The organism is Rhodococcus sp. 5A-K4, from assembly GCF_046097995.1.
Taxonomy (GTDB): domain Bacteria; phylum Actinomycetota; class Actinomycetes; order Mycobacteriales; family Mycobacteriaceae; genus Rhodococcus_F; species Rhodococcus_F erythropolis.
In genome coordinates, this window is sequence record NZ_JBJURM010000005.1 from 131,186 (window position 1) to 145,945 (window position 14,760).

The 14,760-nt window shown below is 60.8% G+C and carries 14 protein-coding genes; 11 read left to right on the forward strand and 3 right to left on the reverse strand.

Annotated elements, in window-relative coordinates; all coding sequences use genetic code 11:
* Nucleotides 1–36: 36 nt before the first annotated feature.
* From ACKAMS_RS08885 to ACKAMS_RS08930, 10 genes are read left to right on the forward strand one after another with little or no spacing between them, the layout of a single operon-like run.
* Nucleotides 37–876: an ABC transporter permease gene (locus tag ACKAMS_RS08885; RefSeq protein WP_232816805.1), complete on the forward strand. Its 840-nt coding sequence runs from the start codon at nt 37–39 to the stop codon at nt 874–876.
* Nucleotides 876–1,721 carry an ABC transporter permease gene (locus ACKAMS_RS08890; RefSeq protein ID WP_019746829.1) on the forward strand — a complete coding sequence of 282 codons (846 nt, stop codon included), beginning with the start codon at nt 876–878 and terminating at the stop codon, nt 1,719–1,721. Before ACKAMS_RS08885 ends, ACKAMS_RS08890 begins: the two co-directional genes overlap by 1 nt.
* Entirely contained in the window at nt 1,718–2,902 is a 1,185-nt protein-coding gene (locus ACKAMS_RS08895; RefSeq protein ID WP_084326794.1) for an MCE family protein, read from the forward strand. The genes ACKAMS_RS08890 and ACKAMS_RS08895 overlap by 4 nt, the downstream gene beginning before the upstream one ends.
* On the forward strand, nt 2,899–3,909 hold the full coding sequence (locus tag ACKAMS_RS08900; RefSeq protein ID WP_020968382.1) for an MCE family protein: 1,011 nt from the start codon (nt 2,899–2,901) through the stop codon (nt 3,907–3,909). Before ACKAMS_RS08895 ends, ACKAMS_RS08900 begins: the two co-directional genes overlap by 4 nt.
* Nucleotides 3,906–4,898 (forward strand): MCE family protein, encoded by a 993-nt coding sequence (locus tag ACKAMS_RS08905; RefSeq protein ID WP_408988897.1) that lies wholly within the window; start codon nt 3,906–3,908, stop codon nt 4,896–4,898. Before ACKAMS_RS08900 ends, ACKAMS_RS08905 begins: the two co-directional genes overlap by 4 nt.
* Nucleotides 4,895–5,974, forward strand: a complete 1,080-nt coding sequence (locus tag ACKAMS_RS08910; protein WP_031332813.1) for an MCE family protein — start codon at nt 4,895–4,897, stop codon at nt 5,972–5,974. Before ACKAMS_RS08905 ends, ACKAMS_RS08910 begins: the two co-directional genes overlap by 4 nt.
* On the forward strand, nt 5,974–7,047 hold the full coding sequence (locus ACKAMS_RS08915) for an MCE family protein (RefSeq protein WP_408988898.1): 1,074 nt from the start codon (nt 5,974–5,976) through the stop codon (nt 7,045–7,047). Before ACKAMS_RS08910 ends, ACKAMS_RS08915 begins: the two co-directional genes overlap by 1 nt.
* Nucleotides 7,044–8,282, forward strand: coding sequence for an MlaD family protein (locus ACKAMS_RS08920; RefSeq protein ID WP_019746823.1), 1,239 nt, complete (start codon nt 7,044–7,046; stop codon nt 8,280–8,282). The genes ACKAMS_RS08915 and ACKAMS_RS08920 overlap by 4 nt, the downstream gene beginning before the upstream one ends.
* Entirely contained in the window at nt 8,279–8,833 is a 555-nt protein-coding gene (locus tag ACKAMS_RS08925) for a hypothetical protein (protein WP_142006430.1), read from the forward strand. Before ACKAMS_RS08920 ends, ACKAMS_RS08925 begins: the two co-directional genes overlap by 4 nt.
* A 58-nt stretch (nt 8,834–8,891) precedes the next feature.
* The gene (locus ACKAMS_RS08930; RefSeq protein ID WP_069146941.1) at nt 8,892–9,533 is read left to right on the forward strand and encodes a TetR/AcrR family transcriptional regulator; all 642 of its coding nucleotides are present in this window, start codon (nt 8,892–8,894) and stop codon (nt 9,531–9,533) included.
* 3 nt (nt 9,534–9,536) lie between these two features.
* Here ACKAMS_RS08930 and ACKAMS_RS08935 read toward each other — a convergent pair whose 3' ends face one another.
* The 3 genes from ACKAMS_RS08935 to ACKAMS_RS08945 form a co-directional block, all read right to left on the reverse strand.
* Nucleotides 9,537–11,075 carry a long-chain-fatty-acid--CoA ligase gene (locus ACKAMS_RS08935; RefSeq protein WP_408988899.1) on the reverse strand — a complete coding sequence of 513 codons (1,539 nt, stop codon included), beginning with the start codon at nt 11,073–11,075 and terminating at the stop codon, nt 9,537–9,539.
* 92 nt (nt 11,076–11,167) lie between these two features.
* Complete coding sequence (locus ACKAMS_RS08940) at nt 11,168–11,947, reverse strand: SDR family NAD(P)-dependent oxidoreductase (protein ID WP_408988900.1); 780 nt, start codon at nt 11,945–11,947, stop codon at nt 11,168–11,170.
* The gene (locus ACKAMS_RS08945) at nt 11,947–13,659 is read right to left on the reverse strand and encodes a thiamine pyrophosphate-binding protein (protein ID WP_047888204.1); all 1,713 of its coding nucleotides are present in this window, start codon (nt 13,657–13,659) and stop codon (nt 11,947–11,949) included. Before ACKAMS_RS08945 ends, ACKAMS_RS08940 begins: the two co-directional genes overlap by 1 nt.
* Before the next feature lie 99 nt (nt 13,660–13,758).
* Here ACKAMS_RS08945 and ACKAMS_RS08950 point away from each other — a divergent pair, with 99 nt between their 5' ends.
* Nucleotides 13,759–14,694, forward strand: a complete 936-nt coding sequence (locus ACKAMS_RS08950) for a helix-turn-helix domain-containing protein (RefSeq protein WP_064111553.1) — start codon at nt 13,759–13,761, stop codon at nt 14,692–14,694.
* The last annotated feature ends 66 nt before the right edge of the window (nt 14,695–14,760 follow it).

The window sequence follows — 14,760 nt, forward strand, 5'->3', positions numbered from 1 at the left end:
CCCGACCAGAACGATTCGGACGGAAAGGGGGATGGCGTGAGCACTGAAGTTGGAACAACCGGGGACGCAACGCCTGCCTCCCCCGCCAAGACGAACATGTTCTCGAACCTGCTGTCCGAGATCGGACTGCTGTTCACCTTCACCGTTCGCGTATGCGTCGCCGCTTTCACAACTCTGCGACACAAGCGCCTCGCCTGGCGTGAAGCGCTCGACCAGATGTGGTTTCTCGCCCACGTCACCTCGGTCGCTTCGGCACTGGTGATGATTCCCCTCGGCGTGGGCGTAGCTCTCCAGATCGGTTCGCTCGCAGACCAAATCGGCGCGGGTTCATACAGCGGTGCAGTCGTCGCGTTCCTCATCATCGGACAGGCCGGACCGCTGGTCTGCGCCCTGATCATCGCCGGCGTCGGCGGTTCCGCAATCTGCGCAGATTTGGGAGCGCGCACGATCCGCGAAGAGATCGATGCGCTCGAAGTACTGGGCCTGCCGGTGTTGGAACGCCTGGTCGTGCCGCGGATGATCGCAATTGCCGTCGTCTGCCTCCTGCTGAATTCGATAGTTCTCGTGATCGGTTTGGGCGCAAGCCTCTTCGTTCACGTCCTGATACTCGACGGCAACGCACAGAGCTTCCTGCGCAATCTCGTTCAATTCAGTCAACCGAGCGACTTCGCCGTCTCCGGTATCAAAGCCGTTGCCTTTGCTCTCATCTCGGGAATCGTGGCCTGCTACAAGGGCCTGACCGTCAAGCGCGGAGCTCAAGGCGTCGGCGACGCAGTCAACGAGACCGTCGTGCTCTCGTTTGTCCTCGTGTTCGTCGCCAACCTCGCAATTACCCAGTTCTACCCGCTGTTCGTCTCGGTGAAGGGTGCCTACTGATGCACCTGCCCATCGCAATTCGTGCCAAGCGGGCCAGTTCGCGCACCGTCGACGGTCTGAGTCGACTCGGCGATCAGTTCACGTTCCACGCGCGCGTCATCATCTCGATTCCGGCAACCCTCAAGCGATATTGGCGTGAAGTCGCCCGTCTCGTCGCCCAGGTGGCATTCGGTTCGGGCACCCTGCTCGCCGGCGGCGGCAGCGTCGTCGTGATCTTCGCGATCTCGTTCTTCGCAGGTTCCCAGATCGGACTCGAGGGCTACCGCGGACTCAACCTCGTCGGCCTCGCACCGCTGTCCGGCGTGATGTCCGCCATCGCGAATACTCGTGAGGTCGCACCACTCGTTGCCGCAATCACCTTGGCTGCCAAGGTCGGAACTGGATTCACCGCGCAGCTCGGAGCCATGCGGATCTCCGAGGAAATCGACGCACTCGAAGTCATGGCGATTCCCTCGCTGCGATACCTGGTCACCACCCGAATGATCGCGGCGCTCATCGCGGTGGTCCCGCTGTACCTGGTCGGACTGTTTGCTTCGTACATGGCAACGGCGCTCGCGGTGATCCGGGTCAAAGGCCAGTCGGAGGGAACATACGGCTACTACTTCAGTCTTTTCCTCTCTCCCAACGACATCTGGTTGTCGTTGATCAAAGTCATGGTGTTCGCGGTCGTCGTGACCCTCGTGCACTGCTACTACGGTTACACCGCGACGGGTGGACCTGAAGGCGTCGGGCGAGCAGCCGGGCGAGCGCTGCGCACCAGCATCGTCTTCCTGGCCTTCACCGACGTCGCCATGACCATCGCGCTCTGGGGACTCAAACCTCAGGTGCCCGGGTTGACCGGATGATCGTCACGGGCACCAGTCGAATTGCACTGGCACTGCGTGGTTTACTTGCGATTGTCCTGCTGATCGTCGCCTACGTCTTCTTGTTCAGCAGGGGCACGGACACGTTCAGTTCCACACCGCAGGTCAGTGCTGTCGTCCCCGCCAGCGCCGGCGCGCTGCGAGTCGGATCCTCGGTTCAGTACCGCGGCGTCGTCGTCGGTTCGGTCGCCGACATCGAGCCTGGCACCACCGCTTCCACCATCTCACTCGCAATCGACGAGGGTGCATTCGAGGACATACCGTCGACAAGTCAGGTGCGGCTGATGCCCCGCAACATCTTCGGCGACTTCTTCGTGGACTTGATTCAACCTGACGGTCTCTCGCGCGGTCCTGCTCTCGCGCCGGGTACCGAGTTGGTATCAGATCAGTCCGAAGTCGCGGTCCAGCTCTACCAATCGATCTCACGGATCTACTCGCTCGTTTCTTCCCTCGACCCCGCCGACATCAACGTGGCGCTTACGGCAGTCTCGGATGCGATGAGTGGCAAGGGAAACCAGATCGGTGAGTCTCTCGATTCAGTCCACCAAGCGTTGGTCGGTGCGCAGCCCGTCATCGACGGACTCGGTGACGACCTCGACGACATAGCCACGCTCGCCGACAGTCTCTCGACGAGTGCGCCCGACATGCTCGCCGCATTCGAGAACTCCATCACCACATCCAAGACCGTCGTCGAGAAATCCGACGGATTGGCGGGGCTTCTGCGAGCAGGCACCAGCACGGGATCTGCTGCCACGAGTCTGATCGGCGACAATCGCGACCGCCTGATCACCTTGGTCGACGACGCCGATTCCCTCACCGGTGCAATCACTTCGCGGCCGGACCACATCACCACCTTCTACAACGGCCTGCGCAATCTCACGATCAAACTCCCGCCCGCATTGGCGCACGGCCCGTGGCTCAGCACTGACCTGCGCCTGTCTGTCACAGATCTGTATCCGTACGGAAAGACCGACTGCCCACAATACGACGGGACCCGCGGCCCCAACTGTCCTGCCGCCGCGACCGCGTTCGGCGGAACCGTCGGCCCGGTCGGCAGCCCTGCCGAACAATCCCTGATCTCAGCTATCACCCAGGGCGGTACAGCTTTGGACACTCTCGTGGCGGGGCCGGTCTTTCGCGGCACGACGGTGGTGGGCGGATGAGCGTGAAGAAATCTCTGATCAGGTTCGGACTGTTTGCCGCGCTGTCGATTCTCGCCACCGTGGTTGTGGTGAGCACTCTGATCAACCCAGTCTCCGGGTCTAGTTCGCAGTACCGGGCCGTCTTCGTCAATGCCTCCGGCCTGGTCACCGGCAGCGATGTTCAGATCGCCGGGGTGCGAGTAGGGCGCGTCGACAGCGTCGAGTTGGTGAACAACCAAGCCGTCGTCGGCTTCGAACTCGAATCTACACAACGTATTCCGACCGACGGTCGGGCTGTGGTGAGGTATGCAGATCTGCTGGGGGCACGGACGATCTCGATCGAACCCGGACAGGGCGAACTCGTAGCCGGCAACTACCTCTCCCCCGGAGCCACAATTCCCGTGGAACAGACTCAGCCGGCGATCGACCTCACCGACATCCTCGGCGGTTTCCGTCCCCTGTTCGACGCACTTGACCCCGCAGAAGTCAACAAGCTTGCCGCACAAGTCGTCCAGGTATTCCAAGGACAAGGTTCCACCATCGAAAGCCTGCTGGAGCGCACAGTTGCCGTCACCGAGAACTTGACGTCCCGAGACGCGATCTTGGACCAACTACTGACCAACCTCGACCGGGTACTCACCGTCACGACGACGAATCGACCCAACTTCGTCGAGATGATCAACACGCTCGACACGCTGGTAGGCGGTTTGGCACAGGATCGCCAACAGATCTCGGCCGCAGTTGATTCCGCAGGTGCCCTGACTTCTTCCCTTCAGGACTTGGTGACGCGCGTGGAACCGGACTTGGCTGGCGCGCTGACTTCGATCGATCAGTCGGCCAGCGTCGTCGTCGACAATCGTGAGTCGCTGGCGACCGGTATCACCGCTTTCGATCAACTGTTCACCCAATTGGGAATCGCAATGAGCTACGGCAGTTGGGCGAACATCTACATCTGTAACTTCCGGCTCAGCGCGCTGGACCAATCGGTGACTCTCGGCGGCCCCGAGCGTTCGGCGGTGTGCCGATGAACTGGCTCACCGTCAAGAACCCGGTCCGCAACGGAATGATCTGCATTCTCGTCGGAGTCTGTGTCGTTCTGGCCGCACTCGTTGTCCCTCAATTGATCTTGAAGGTCAAGACCAACGAGTACAACGCCGTGTTTGCCAACGCCACCGGATTGACGCAGGACGATCCGGTCAACGTCGCGGGAGTCCCGAGCGGGGTGGTCACCTCGTTGGCGGTCAGCGGCAACTCTGTTGAAGTCACCTTCCGACTCGACGACGGCGTCACTCTCGGCGAAAACTCGCGCGCGGACATCAAGATCTCGACTCTGCTCGGCCGACGCTCGCTCGACATCACTCCGAACGGATCGCGCTCGTTACCCGGAGGTTCGACCATTCCCATCGAGAACACGAGTGTTCCGTTCACTCTCGACGATCTCGGACGAGGAGCACAATCCACTTCGGAAAACCTTGATCTGCAACAACTGCGAAACATGCTGACCGTGGTGTCCGACAACTCACCGGACGATCCCGAGCTCGTTCGCCGCTCGCTCGAGGGAATCGACGCACTCTCCGGAGTAGTCAACGACAACGACGTTGCGCTCCGTTCCCTTCTCACCGGAGCGCAGCAGACGACCGCAACACTGATCGAGCAGAAGGACACTCTGGAAACCCTTCTGGGAAATGCGGACCTGGTGATGGCCACGATCGCCGACCGGCGAGATGTGCTGAATGCGCTTGTACAAGACCTCAATCAGTTGAGCACCACACTTGCCCAGTTCCTGGGTGACAACCAGGCATTGGTCGACTCGGTCATGGGAGACATCCACGAGGTGACGGGAGTTCTTTCCGAGAACGAACAATCACTGACCACGTTGCTCGACAACTTCGCCCCCAGCGTTCGGTACGTCACCAATGCGACCGGTAACGGCAACTGGCTCGACCTCAACTCGCCCTCCACCCTCATCCCGGACAACTGGTTGTGCGTCGTCGGGCTCGTTCAGGGGTGTCGATGACCACGACCGTCAAGAAGCTCGCCGTGCTGGCAGCGATAATGATCTGCGCGATCGGTGCGGTCCTGTTCGTCACGCGTGACGAACACCAACTCACTCTCACTGCCGAATTCACCTCGACCGACGCCATCTTCACCGGCAACACGGTGACTATTCTGGGAGTTCCCAGCGGGAGGGTCGAGAGCGTCACGCCGGAAGGGTCCCGGGTACGAGTGGCGATGAGCCTGCCGTCCGGAACACGCATACCGGCCGACGCGCAGGCCTGGGTCCTTTCTCCTTCGGTCATCAGTGACCGCACGATCGAACTCGGCCCCGGCTACGAGGACGGTGAGTTCCTCGTGGACGGCGCAGTGATCCCTCTCGAACGAACTCACTCCCCTCTGACATGGGACCAGCTCACCGCATCGGTGAACGAACTGACGGTGGCGCTCGGCCCTGGCGCGGACGGCGGTGGGATCGGTGACCTCATCGGAGAAGGCGCCCACGCGTTGGACGGCAACGGGCAAGCATTCAACGATGCCGTTCGGTCCATCTCACAGGCTAGTTCGGTACTGGCGGGTGCAAGTCCCGACATCTCCGAACTCGTGAAGAACCTGAACACCCTCGTGCAGTTGATCGCGGACAACCAGACCAAGGTCGACTCGCTGTCGAATTCGGTGACAGTCACCGCCCGCGCGTTCAGTACCCAGCGAGAAGACATCAGCGGGGCGCTCGATTCCCTGACCACGTTGCTCGGACAGGTCTCAGCGCTACTCGCCGAACACGGCGAGGCGGTCACCGCCGATCTGGGTGCGCTCGCACAGTTGGCCGGTGCAGTCGCGACCAAACAGGACCAACTGCGCGAGATCATCGAAACGGCACCAACGGGATTCGAGAACGTCGCCAACCTCGTCACCGAAGAAGGCCGAGCCAGAGCGCGATTGAACGTCGCCACCGATCTCTCACAGTTCGACACGACGCGAGAACTGTGCGAGAAGATGCCGATTCCGCTGTGCACCGGGCCTGGGATCGTCAATCCCATCGAATTTCCTTCGGCAGGCAGCTCCGACCTGGCACGCATCCTCGGTGGGGGCAACTGATGGCGTCGAACAAGTCCGTGGTGAGCGTTGTCGTGGCACTTGTCATCGCGGCGCCGTTGACCGGCTGCAGTCTCAACTTCCAGCACCTCCCCCTCGGGCGCGGTCTGCCAGGAGCGTCGTACCCGCTGAACATGGAATTCGTCGATGCGTCATTACTCCCCGTCGGCGGCGAGGTGCGGATCGGCCAGGCAGTGGTCGGCAGAGTCACGTCGATGAGCGCGGAAACCTTTGCAGCCGTGGTACATACCGAAATCGAATCGAACATCGAACTACCCGTCGGCACTCGCGCTCGGATCGAGCTGTCCACTCCGATCGGCGACGCATTTGTCAACCTCGAAGTTCCGGTCGATCCAACGGGCCCCATGCTCGAACCAGGTTCCACCATCGCGCGATCGGAGACCGTGCGCGGACCCGATGTCGCACAACTGCTCGGCGCCGTCGGAACTCTGTTGAACGGCAGTGGGTTGGCGCAGGTCAAGAACATCGTCAGTGAGGCTGATCAGATTCTCGACGGCAGGGAGGAGACGATCCGCGATCTGCTTGCGCGCCTTGACACTTTTCTCGGAACACTTGACGACCGAAAGGAATCGATCAATTCGGCACTGAATTCCCTGAACCGGCTCAGCGCTCTGATCGGTGACGAGAGCGCCACCATCGACGAAGGCTTGCGAACACTCACACCCGCATTGGGCGTGATCGCCGACCAACGACAACCGCTCCTCGATCTTCTCGACGAAACCGATCGGCTCAGTACCGCAACCAATTCCGTGCTCGACCAGTCGGCCGACCAGATTTCCGAGATCACCGGACGACTGTCACCCATCCTCGACCAGTTCTCGGCAATGGGCCCGACACTGAGTGAGACCATGTCCAACCTGGACAACGCAAGAGTGCTCCTCGAGCGCGCCAGCCCAGGTGATTACGTGAACATCGACCTCGACGTCGATGTCGATGGCACCGTGACCGGGGTGCTCAACGAGATAATTCCGGGCGCCGCACCGCCACTGCCACCTCTGCCCGCCTCCGATCGGGAACTGCCGATCACGACACCCCTGCAAGGAGGAACGCGATGAAGAACCGAACCGTCTATTTCGAGATCGTCGCCTTTCTCCTCATCGCGGTGGTCAGCACGACGTACGTGCTCCGACAAGTAGGTGCTGGAGATCCTTTCACCGGAACATTCTCGGTCACCGTCGAATTGGAGAACGCGGCCGGAATCGCTCCGGGTTCGGAAGTGGCCTATCGCGGAGTCACCGTCGGCGACGTCGAGTCGGTGGAGGTGGACTCTGCCCAGGACCTCGTCGTGATGACGTTGAGCATCGCCGCCGACAAACAGATACCCAACGATTCGCATGTGGCCATCAGCCAGGACACCGCCGTTCCGGTATTGAAAGTTCAGTTGTCTTCGCAGACCGACGGCGGCCCGTATCTGGTTGAAGGTTCGGTTGTTCCGACTGAGCGCACTTCGATCCCGGTCGCGTTGGGAACCGTGATTGCGAATTTCAACGCTGCTGCCGACACCGTCGATCCGGCAGATCTGCGTACCCTCTCGCACGAACTCGGTGAGGGATTGAACGGATTGGGTCCGGATCTGCAGGCGCTCGTCGACAACTTCGACGTGCTTGCGCGCACTGTCCAAGCCGATCAACCGCGTGTCAACACACTCGTCGAGAACTCGCGCTCACTGTTCACTGCGAACGAGGAAAATGTTGACGCTCTTCCCGAAGTTGCACTCACACTTCGCCAATTGACAGATCAGGTACGAAACTCCGATCCGCAACTGCGCACACTCCTCGATCGAAGCCCGAGTGTTCTCGACAATCAGATACTGCCTCTCATCGAACAGAGTCGTGAGCCGTTCAGCCTGCTGTTGGCCAATTCTCTCGTCTCCACTCAGATCGTCACTGCACGGATGCCCGCCGTCGATGCCTTGTTGGTGGTGGTGCCCAAAGGATTCGAGAAGTTCGGAAGTATCGTCAAAGACGGACGGGCACAGCTTGATCTGATCACAGCACTCGGCCCGGTCTGTATCTACGACACGCCCCGGCGATCGGTACAGGACACCTCACCGACCACGCTCGACAAGAACCAACACTGCGCGGACCAGTCGGGCCGGATCCAGAATCGCGGTTCGCAGAACGTCCCCACCGGAACCGGAACGATCGACGGGGTTGCCGAATACGATCCTGCTCTCGGCACAGTTGCGGCCGGTGACGGAACGTCGATTCGTCTGGGCCTCAACGGTGGTCAGAACACCGTTCTCGGTGACAACTCGTTTGCCGCACTACTAGTACAAGGAACGCAATGACCGAGACACCCCAGTCCGAGACACCTCAACCCCAGACTCCCGAGAGTCCGACACCCACAATCGCCGAAAAGCCCAAGCGGCTTCGCAAGCAGACCTTGTTGATCGTTGCCGGCGTCCTGGTCGTGGTCGCGGCGCTCGGATGGGGCGCATTCGCGACCTGGCAGAAATCGGCCGACGAAGACGCGCGTACCAGCGCACTGGACAGCGGACGGCAATTCGCCACTGATCTTGCGACGTACAACTTCCAGAACCTCGATCAGAATCTTTCCGTGGTGCGTGACAACTCTGTCGGTGAGTTCGCCGGTCAGTACGCCCAGGTGGCAGCCAACCTGCAGAACATGATCGTGCAGTATCAGGCGACCTCGTCCGCTCAGATCATTTCAGCCGGGCTGGCGAGCAGTGATCGCGACAACGCCGAGGTGCTCGTGTTCCTCGATCAGACGATCACCAATACCAACTCCCCCGATCCGAGGATCGACCGTAACCGCATGCAACTTTCTCTGGTCCGCGAGGACGGCGAGTGGAAACTGAGTAACGTGCAGTTGTTGTGACTTCGTCGCGGCGTAGTATCTCCCCGAGCATTATCGAGCGATAGCTAGGGGACCACGTATGGCCACGAAAGATTCGGCGAAGGACGCCACAGCCAGTTGGCGACGGATCGAGCCGCTCGAGCTGACTCCTATCCTGGAAGCCGCCCTCGAAGGATTCTACGACAACGGGTTCCACGGTACTTCGATACGCGAGATCGCACGCCGCGTCGGCGTGACGATCCCCGCCCTCTACTACCATCACCAGAGCAAAGAGGGGATCCTCCTTGCTCTGCTGGAGATTTCGACCAGTGACGTCCTCGCTCGTGCCCACAGCGCGTACTCCGACGGCGGAGACGACCCTCGACAACAGCTCACCAACGTCGTCGAAGCGATCGTGCTTCGTATGACGACCCGCTCTCGGTTGGCAGCCCTCGAGGGGGAAGTGCGCTACCTCAGCCCCGAACACCGACAGCGATATCGTGTCGTACGCAAGGGCGTCGAAGAATTGGTGCTCGGCATAGTCACCGAGGGTTCGGAACGAGGTCTCTTCTCAGTAGCAGACGTGCCCGAGACCACCCGCGCACTTCTCGCGATGTGCCAGTCGATTCCGCGCTGGTATCACGCCGAGGGAGAACTCACCCCGGAAGAGGTAGCTCAGAAGTACGCCGTGATCGCACTGAATACGGTTGGATGCAAACCCGGCCGCAAGCGTGCACGTTGATTCTCATACTGTCCTGTATCGCGCCCGAAGTTCGCGCTTGAGGATCTTGCCCGTAGCACCCAACGGAAGTTCCGTAACTATCTCGATGGACTTGGGGCACTTGTAGCCGGCAAGTCGGCTTCGAACGAAACCTGAAATCGAGTCGGTATCGAGTTGATGCCCTGCAGCAGCAACTACGACGGCTTTGACCGCCTCGCCCCACAGTGGATCCTCCACTCCGATGACGGCAACTTGGGATACTCCCGGATAGTCGGCGATGACCGATTCGACTTCGATGGGATAGACGTTCTCTCCACCCGTGATGATCATGTCCTTCATCCGATCGGTGATGTAGACGTAGCCCTCGCTGTCGACCCGTCCCACGTCGCCGGTGTGGAACCACCCGTCGGTATCTATCGCAGCGGCAGTCTCTTCCGGCCGTCGGTAGTAACCTTCGGTCGTTTGCGGAGACCTGACATAGATCTCGCCGGCCTCGCCGACCGCAACTTCCTCGCCTGCCGGTGACATCACCTTCAAGTCCACCCAGGGGTAGGGTTTTCCGACCGAGCGCAGCAGTCCGACCTTCTCGCCGTCCACCGCATGGTCACAAGAATCAAGTTGTGTTACTGCTCCATGCGTTTCGGTCAGCCCGTAGACCTGGAACAGGGGCTTGCGGAACGTCTCGAGAGCTCGCTTCAAGACCCATGGTGTGATCGGGGATGAACCGTAAGCGATGGATCGGAGAGTTGCGAAATTGCGCTCTCGCGCGCCTGGTACGTCGACCAGCATCCCGATGACGGAAGGCACGAGAAAGGTATTGGTGATACTCATCCCTTCCAGTACTTCCAACAGACCGGCAGGTGTGAATTCTGGGAGAACGACGTTATGGGCGCCATTCGCAAGCCCCACGAGCGCCCAACCCAATCCACCGATGTGGAACAGTGGCATCGCACACAAGCTGACCGAGGATTCGTCGAATCCCCATGGCCCGCCGGTTCGCGTGCATGCCTCCAGGTTCCTGTTGGACGTGAGAACACCTTTGGGTTTTGCCGTCGTTCCGGATGTATACAGTTGCAGTACAACGTCGTCCAGGCTCCCGCTCCATCCCGGATCGACCGAACTTGCGCCTGCCGATCGCGCTTCGTAGTCGAACTCCTCGGAACCGTCGATCCTCACGACACGCAGCTTCGTCCCTCCCGATGCCTGCACCGCCGAGACCACACCCTCGAATTCACTGTGGAAGAACAACACACGAGCGTCCGCGTCGGCTAGCACCTCGGCAACCTCGGCGCCGGACAACCTCCAATTGATCGGGATTGCCACTGCCCCGATCTTCGCTGCCGCAAGTACGATCTCGACGACTTGAGTCGAGCCTCTGTCCACCACGGCCACCCTGGTTCCAGATCTACAACCCAGGTCGAGAAGAACGTTGGCCAGCCGACTGGTGCGGAGGTCGAGCTCGGCAAACGTCATCGACCCGTCTCGACCTGTCAACGCGAGGGCGTCTGGTCGTGCAGCAGCGTGGCGTCGAGACTCATCGGCAAGGCGATATTGCGAGCACATCGTGAAAAGCCCTTTCTGGATTGGACGTAACTTCCGGCCCGGGCGCGTGGACGACACCCGGGCGCTATCAGAACCGACGAACTCTCGACGAGCTATTGCATCGCCCCGATGTGTTTCATCACGTCCGGGTACCGACGTAAGTGGGCACCCCCGTTGACATCGAGAACCTCGCCCGTGATCCACGAAGAAGCATCGGAAGCGAGGAAGACCACCGCTTCGGCAACGTCGCGTGGCAACCCATTACGTCCGAGCGGAGTGTTCTCGGTGAAGTCCGCCTGAATAGCCGGCACACCGGTGAGACCCTCGACAAGTGGCGTTTCGACAAGACCTGGCGAAACCGCGTTGACGCGTATCCCCCGGTCTCCGAGTTCGAGTGCCGCAACCTCGGTGAGCATGGCGAGGCCAGCTTTGGCGGAGCAGTATCCTGCAAAACCTGCAGCCGCCTGCCGTGCGTTCAATGAGGTGATCGAGACGATCGATCCACCGGCAGTCATGGCACGCGCCGCGTGCTTGATCACGAAGAAACCTCCGGTGAGACAGATGTCAACGGTGCGCCGCCAAGTCTGCGCCTCCAAATCCGTTATGTAGCCCGGCAGATTCACCCCGGCACAATTGACCGCGATATCCAACCGACCATGCTGCGCCTCGGCCCCCTCGAATATCCCCTTGACCGATTCTTCGTCGACGACGTCGACCCGGACTGCTTCAGCTCGCCCACCGAGTTCTACGGCGCGTTTCCGCCCGCCTTCGATGTCGATGTCGCCTATCACGACGCTCACACCTTCGGCAGCCAGCAATTGCGCTGTTGCCCAACCGATACCGGATGCTCCGCCGATCACGACGGCTACTGCACCTTCCATTCGCCCCGGCATCAGCGAGGAATGTTCTCGTAGTACGGGACAACGATTTCGTCCGTACTCGTGACGTCACCGAGCATCATCGTCGTGATGGGGTGGACTACGTGCGGGTCCACCTCGACGTTGATACATGCGGGAACCCCTGCGTCGAACGCGCGTTTCATAGCGTCGGCGATGGAGGCGACATCCTTAACACGCTCTCCGTATCCACCGAAGGCCTCGGCAACCTTCTCGTATGCGCTGTCTGCGAGTTCGGATACGACAATTCCTTCGTCCCCGTACACCGCTTCCTGACCGTGGATCGACATCCCCCACACTGCATTGTTGAATATCACTGTCACAACAGGTATTCCATGACGGGCCATCGTGTCGAATTCCTGGATGTGGAATCCTGCCGCGCCGTCACCGGTAATGAGCACGACGGGTGATTCCGGTCGTGCTCGATGTGCGCCGATTGCGAAACCGGGCCCCACACCCAGACATCCGAGGTAGCCGAGCCTCAAGACACCACCAACCTCTTCGGCGGTAGTGAAGAACTCGCCCCACGACGGGGCCTCGGCACCGTCCATCACGAAAGTAGTACCGGGCGGGCAGGCTTCGACGATCGCGCGCGCTGCAAAGTACGGATGCGCCTTACCGCTTTCCGTCGCTTCGTCCTCGAAACCATGCCGGTGCGCATGTTTCGCACTGGTGGCGGCATCGACCCAGGCACTCCAATCGGGCCATTGACGTTGATCAGCAGCAGTTTTCAAAGCGATGAGCGCTTCTCGACAGTCGGCAAGTATCGGAACGTCCACGTCCTGCATACGCCCGATTTCGGACGCGTCGACGTCGATCTGCACCAACCGCGCACCGGGGAACAAGCTGGTGCGTCCGCCGGTGAACATCCCGGCTCGGGCACCGACAACGAACACCACGTCGGGGGTCGGATACCCAAGGGCAGGCAACGAGCCGATCGCCAACAGTCCGCCGCCGGCCAGTCGATGGCTTGCGGGTACCGCTCCATCGGACTTCCCGGGGTAGAACACCGGCACGTCCACCGTTTCCGCGAACGCCACCAGCGCCGCGCTCGCATGGGAGAAAGTGACGCCACCCCCGATCACAATGGCGGGGTTCGTCGCTTCACCGAGCAGATCGAGAGCGGCCTCGACCGCTGCAGCAGTCGGACCCGACCTCGCACTCACGGTGTAGTTCACCGGAAATCTCACGGTGTCTTCGTCGGCTTCACCGAACATCACGTCGATCGGCACTTCGAGCAGCACCGGACCCGGAATTCCGGTCGTCGCCTTACGAATTGCCAGAGCAACTATCTCGGGGACGCGTGCCGGATCGGTGATGCGGTATGCCCACTTGGTCACCGGAACAGCTGCGGCAATCTGATCGAAACCACCCTGAAGCGGATTCGTCTCGGTCTCACGCATCGGCGGAGCACCGACGACGAAGATAGTCGGCGTGCGATCGAGGAGTGCATTGGTCAGCGCGGTGTAGACATTGGTGAAGCCCGGGCCGGAGGTGACCACACAAACGCCGTAATTGCCCGTCACTCGCGCGTACGCATCCGCAGCGTGTCCCGCAGTGGCTTCGTGTCGGGTGTCGGTGAGCCGGATGCCGTGACGTCGACAGGCTACGAGGAAAGCATCCAAGTGCCCTCCGTGCAGGGTGAAGACCTCGGTTGTGCCCGCTTCAGCTAGTGCCCTGGCAAGTAATTCGCCACCGTTGACAATCATGTATTTCCTTCCGGAGTTTGCCGCTTGATTAACGATCGCTAAGTCATTTCACTGTATCGTGGGTCACAGTGCGACGCCAGAGTGGCATTATGCGAACACATGGCACGAAATTCCCCTCAAACCGATCGAATCGTCATGCTGACCGAACTGCTGGCATCCGACCCCACGGCGGGGCGGAGCCTCGCCGACATCGCACGACACCTCGGCGTCGCAAAGGCGACCTGCTACCCCATGGTCGTCGCTCTCGCCGAGGCCGGCTGGCTCGTCCGTCACCCGATCCGCAAGACCTACCAACTCGGCCCGGCGCTAGTCCCCATCGGCCAAGCCGCTTCCCGCGCAATCGATGTCGTCGATCTTTCACGCACCGTCATGCAAGAACTGGCCGACACATCCGAACTGGCCTGTCTCGGATTCATCCGATCCGGCGCCGACCTCGTTGTCGCCGAGGCAATTCAACCGATCTCCAAGCGCAGCGGAACTCTCGGCTTGCGCATCGGCGACAATGTGCTGATGGCACCTCCACTGGGTGCAGGCCTTGCCGCATGGTTCGACGAGAACGACCTTCACGAATGGTTTCTCCTCGGCAAGGAGGCATTGGACACGGAGGCCGCACTTCTACGGTCGGAGTACGAGCCAATCCTCACGGCCATTCGAGAGCGCGGGTTCGCCGTGGAATGCCTTCGCCAACAAGAACGTTCAATTTCCGACGCCGTCGCCGAGATGCGCGGCCCGGGAGTCGGCGGCCAGAGGGCAGCACTCGCACTGAGAGAAGCGCGACGTCTTCTGTCCGCGGATGTCGCGGTCGGAACACTCGACCTCGACGCCAATTATCAATTGCTGTCCGTCAATGCCGTCGCCTTCGCCCAGGACTCGACACCGGCGCTGATCCTCTGCTTGGTCGATGCCCCGTCCTCACTGACCGGGGAGCGGATCGCCGCACTGGGCAAACTTGTGCGTGAAGCCGCCGATCAGGTCACCACTCTCATGCACGGCCGGACACCTCGACCATTGACATCCACAGGCGGAGCAACATAGCTTGTGAGTCAAATGACTTATATAACGATCGCTAAGTCAATGAGTGTGGCGGTTTGCCTACGTCCA

What these genes read in the sequence shown, in the direction of transcription:
- ACKAMS_RS08890 (WP_019746829.1), top strand. Translation starts at nt 876, where the DNA reads ATGCACCTGCCCATCGCAATTCGTGCCAAGCGGGCCAGTTCGCGCACC.
- ACKAMS_RS08895 (WP_084326794.1), top strand. Translation starts at nt 1,718, where the DNA reads ATGATCGTCACGGGCACCAGTCGAATTGCACTGGCACTGCGTGGTTTA.
- ACKAMS_RS08900 (WP_020968382.1), top strand. Translation starts at nt 2,899, where the DNA reads ATGAGCGTGAAGAAATCTCTGATCAGGTTCGGACTGTTTGCCGCGCTG.
- ACKAMS_RS08905 (WP_408988897.1), top strand. Translation starts at nt 3,906, where the DNA reads ATGAACTGGCTCACCGTCAAGAACCCGGTCCGCAACGGAATGATCTGC.
- ACKAMS_RS08910 (WP_031332813.1), top strand. Translation starts at nt 4,895, where the DNA reads ATGACCACGACCGTCAAGAAGCTCGCCGTGCTGGCAGCGATAATGATC.
- ACKAMS_RS08915 (WP_408988898.1), top strand. Translation starts at nt 5,974, where the DNA reads ATGGCGTCGAACAAGTCCGTGGTGAGCGTTGTCGTGGCACTTGTCATC.
- ACKAMS_RS08920 (WP_019746823.1), top strand. Translation starts at nt 7,044, where the DNA reads ATGAAGAACCGAACCGTCTATTTCGAGATCGTCGCCTTTCTCCTCATC.
- ACKAMS_RS08925 (WP_142006430.1), top strand. Translation starts at nt 8,279, where the DNA reads ATGACCGAGACACCCCAGTCCGAGACACCTCAACCCCAGACTCCCGAG.
- ACKAMS_RS08930 (WP_069146941.1), top strand. Translation starts at nt 8,892, where the DNA reads ATGGCCACGAAAGATTCGGCGAAGGACGCCACAGCCAGTTGGCGACGG.
- ACKAMS_RS08935 (WP_408988899.1), bottom strand. Translation starts at nt 11,075, where the DNA reads ATGTGCTCGCAATATCGCCTTGCCGATGAGTCTCGACGCCACGCTGCT.
- ACKAMS_RS08940 (WP_408988900.1), bottom strand. Translation starts at nt 11,947, where the DNA reads ATGCCGGGGCGAATGGAAGGTGCAGTAGCCGTCGTGATCGGCGGAGCA.
- ACKAMS_RS08945 (WP_047888204.1), bottom strand. Translation starts at nt 13,659, where the DNA reads ATGATTGTCAACGGTGGCGAATTACTTGCCAGGGCACTAGCTGAAGCG.
- ACKAMS_RS08950 (WP_064111553.1), top strand. Translation starts at nt 13,759, where the DNA reads ATGGCACGAAATTCCCCTCAAACCGATCGAATCGTCATGCTGACCGAA.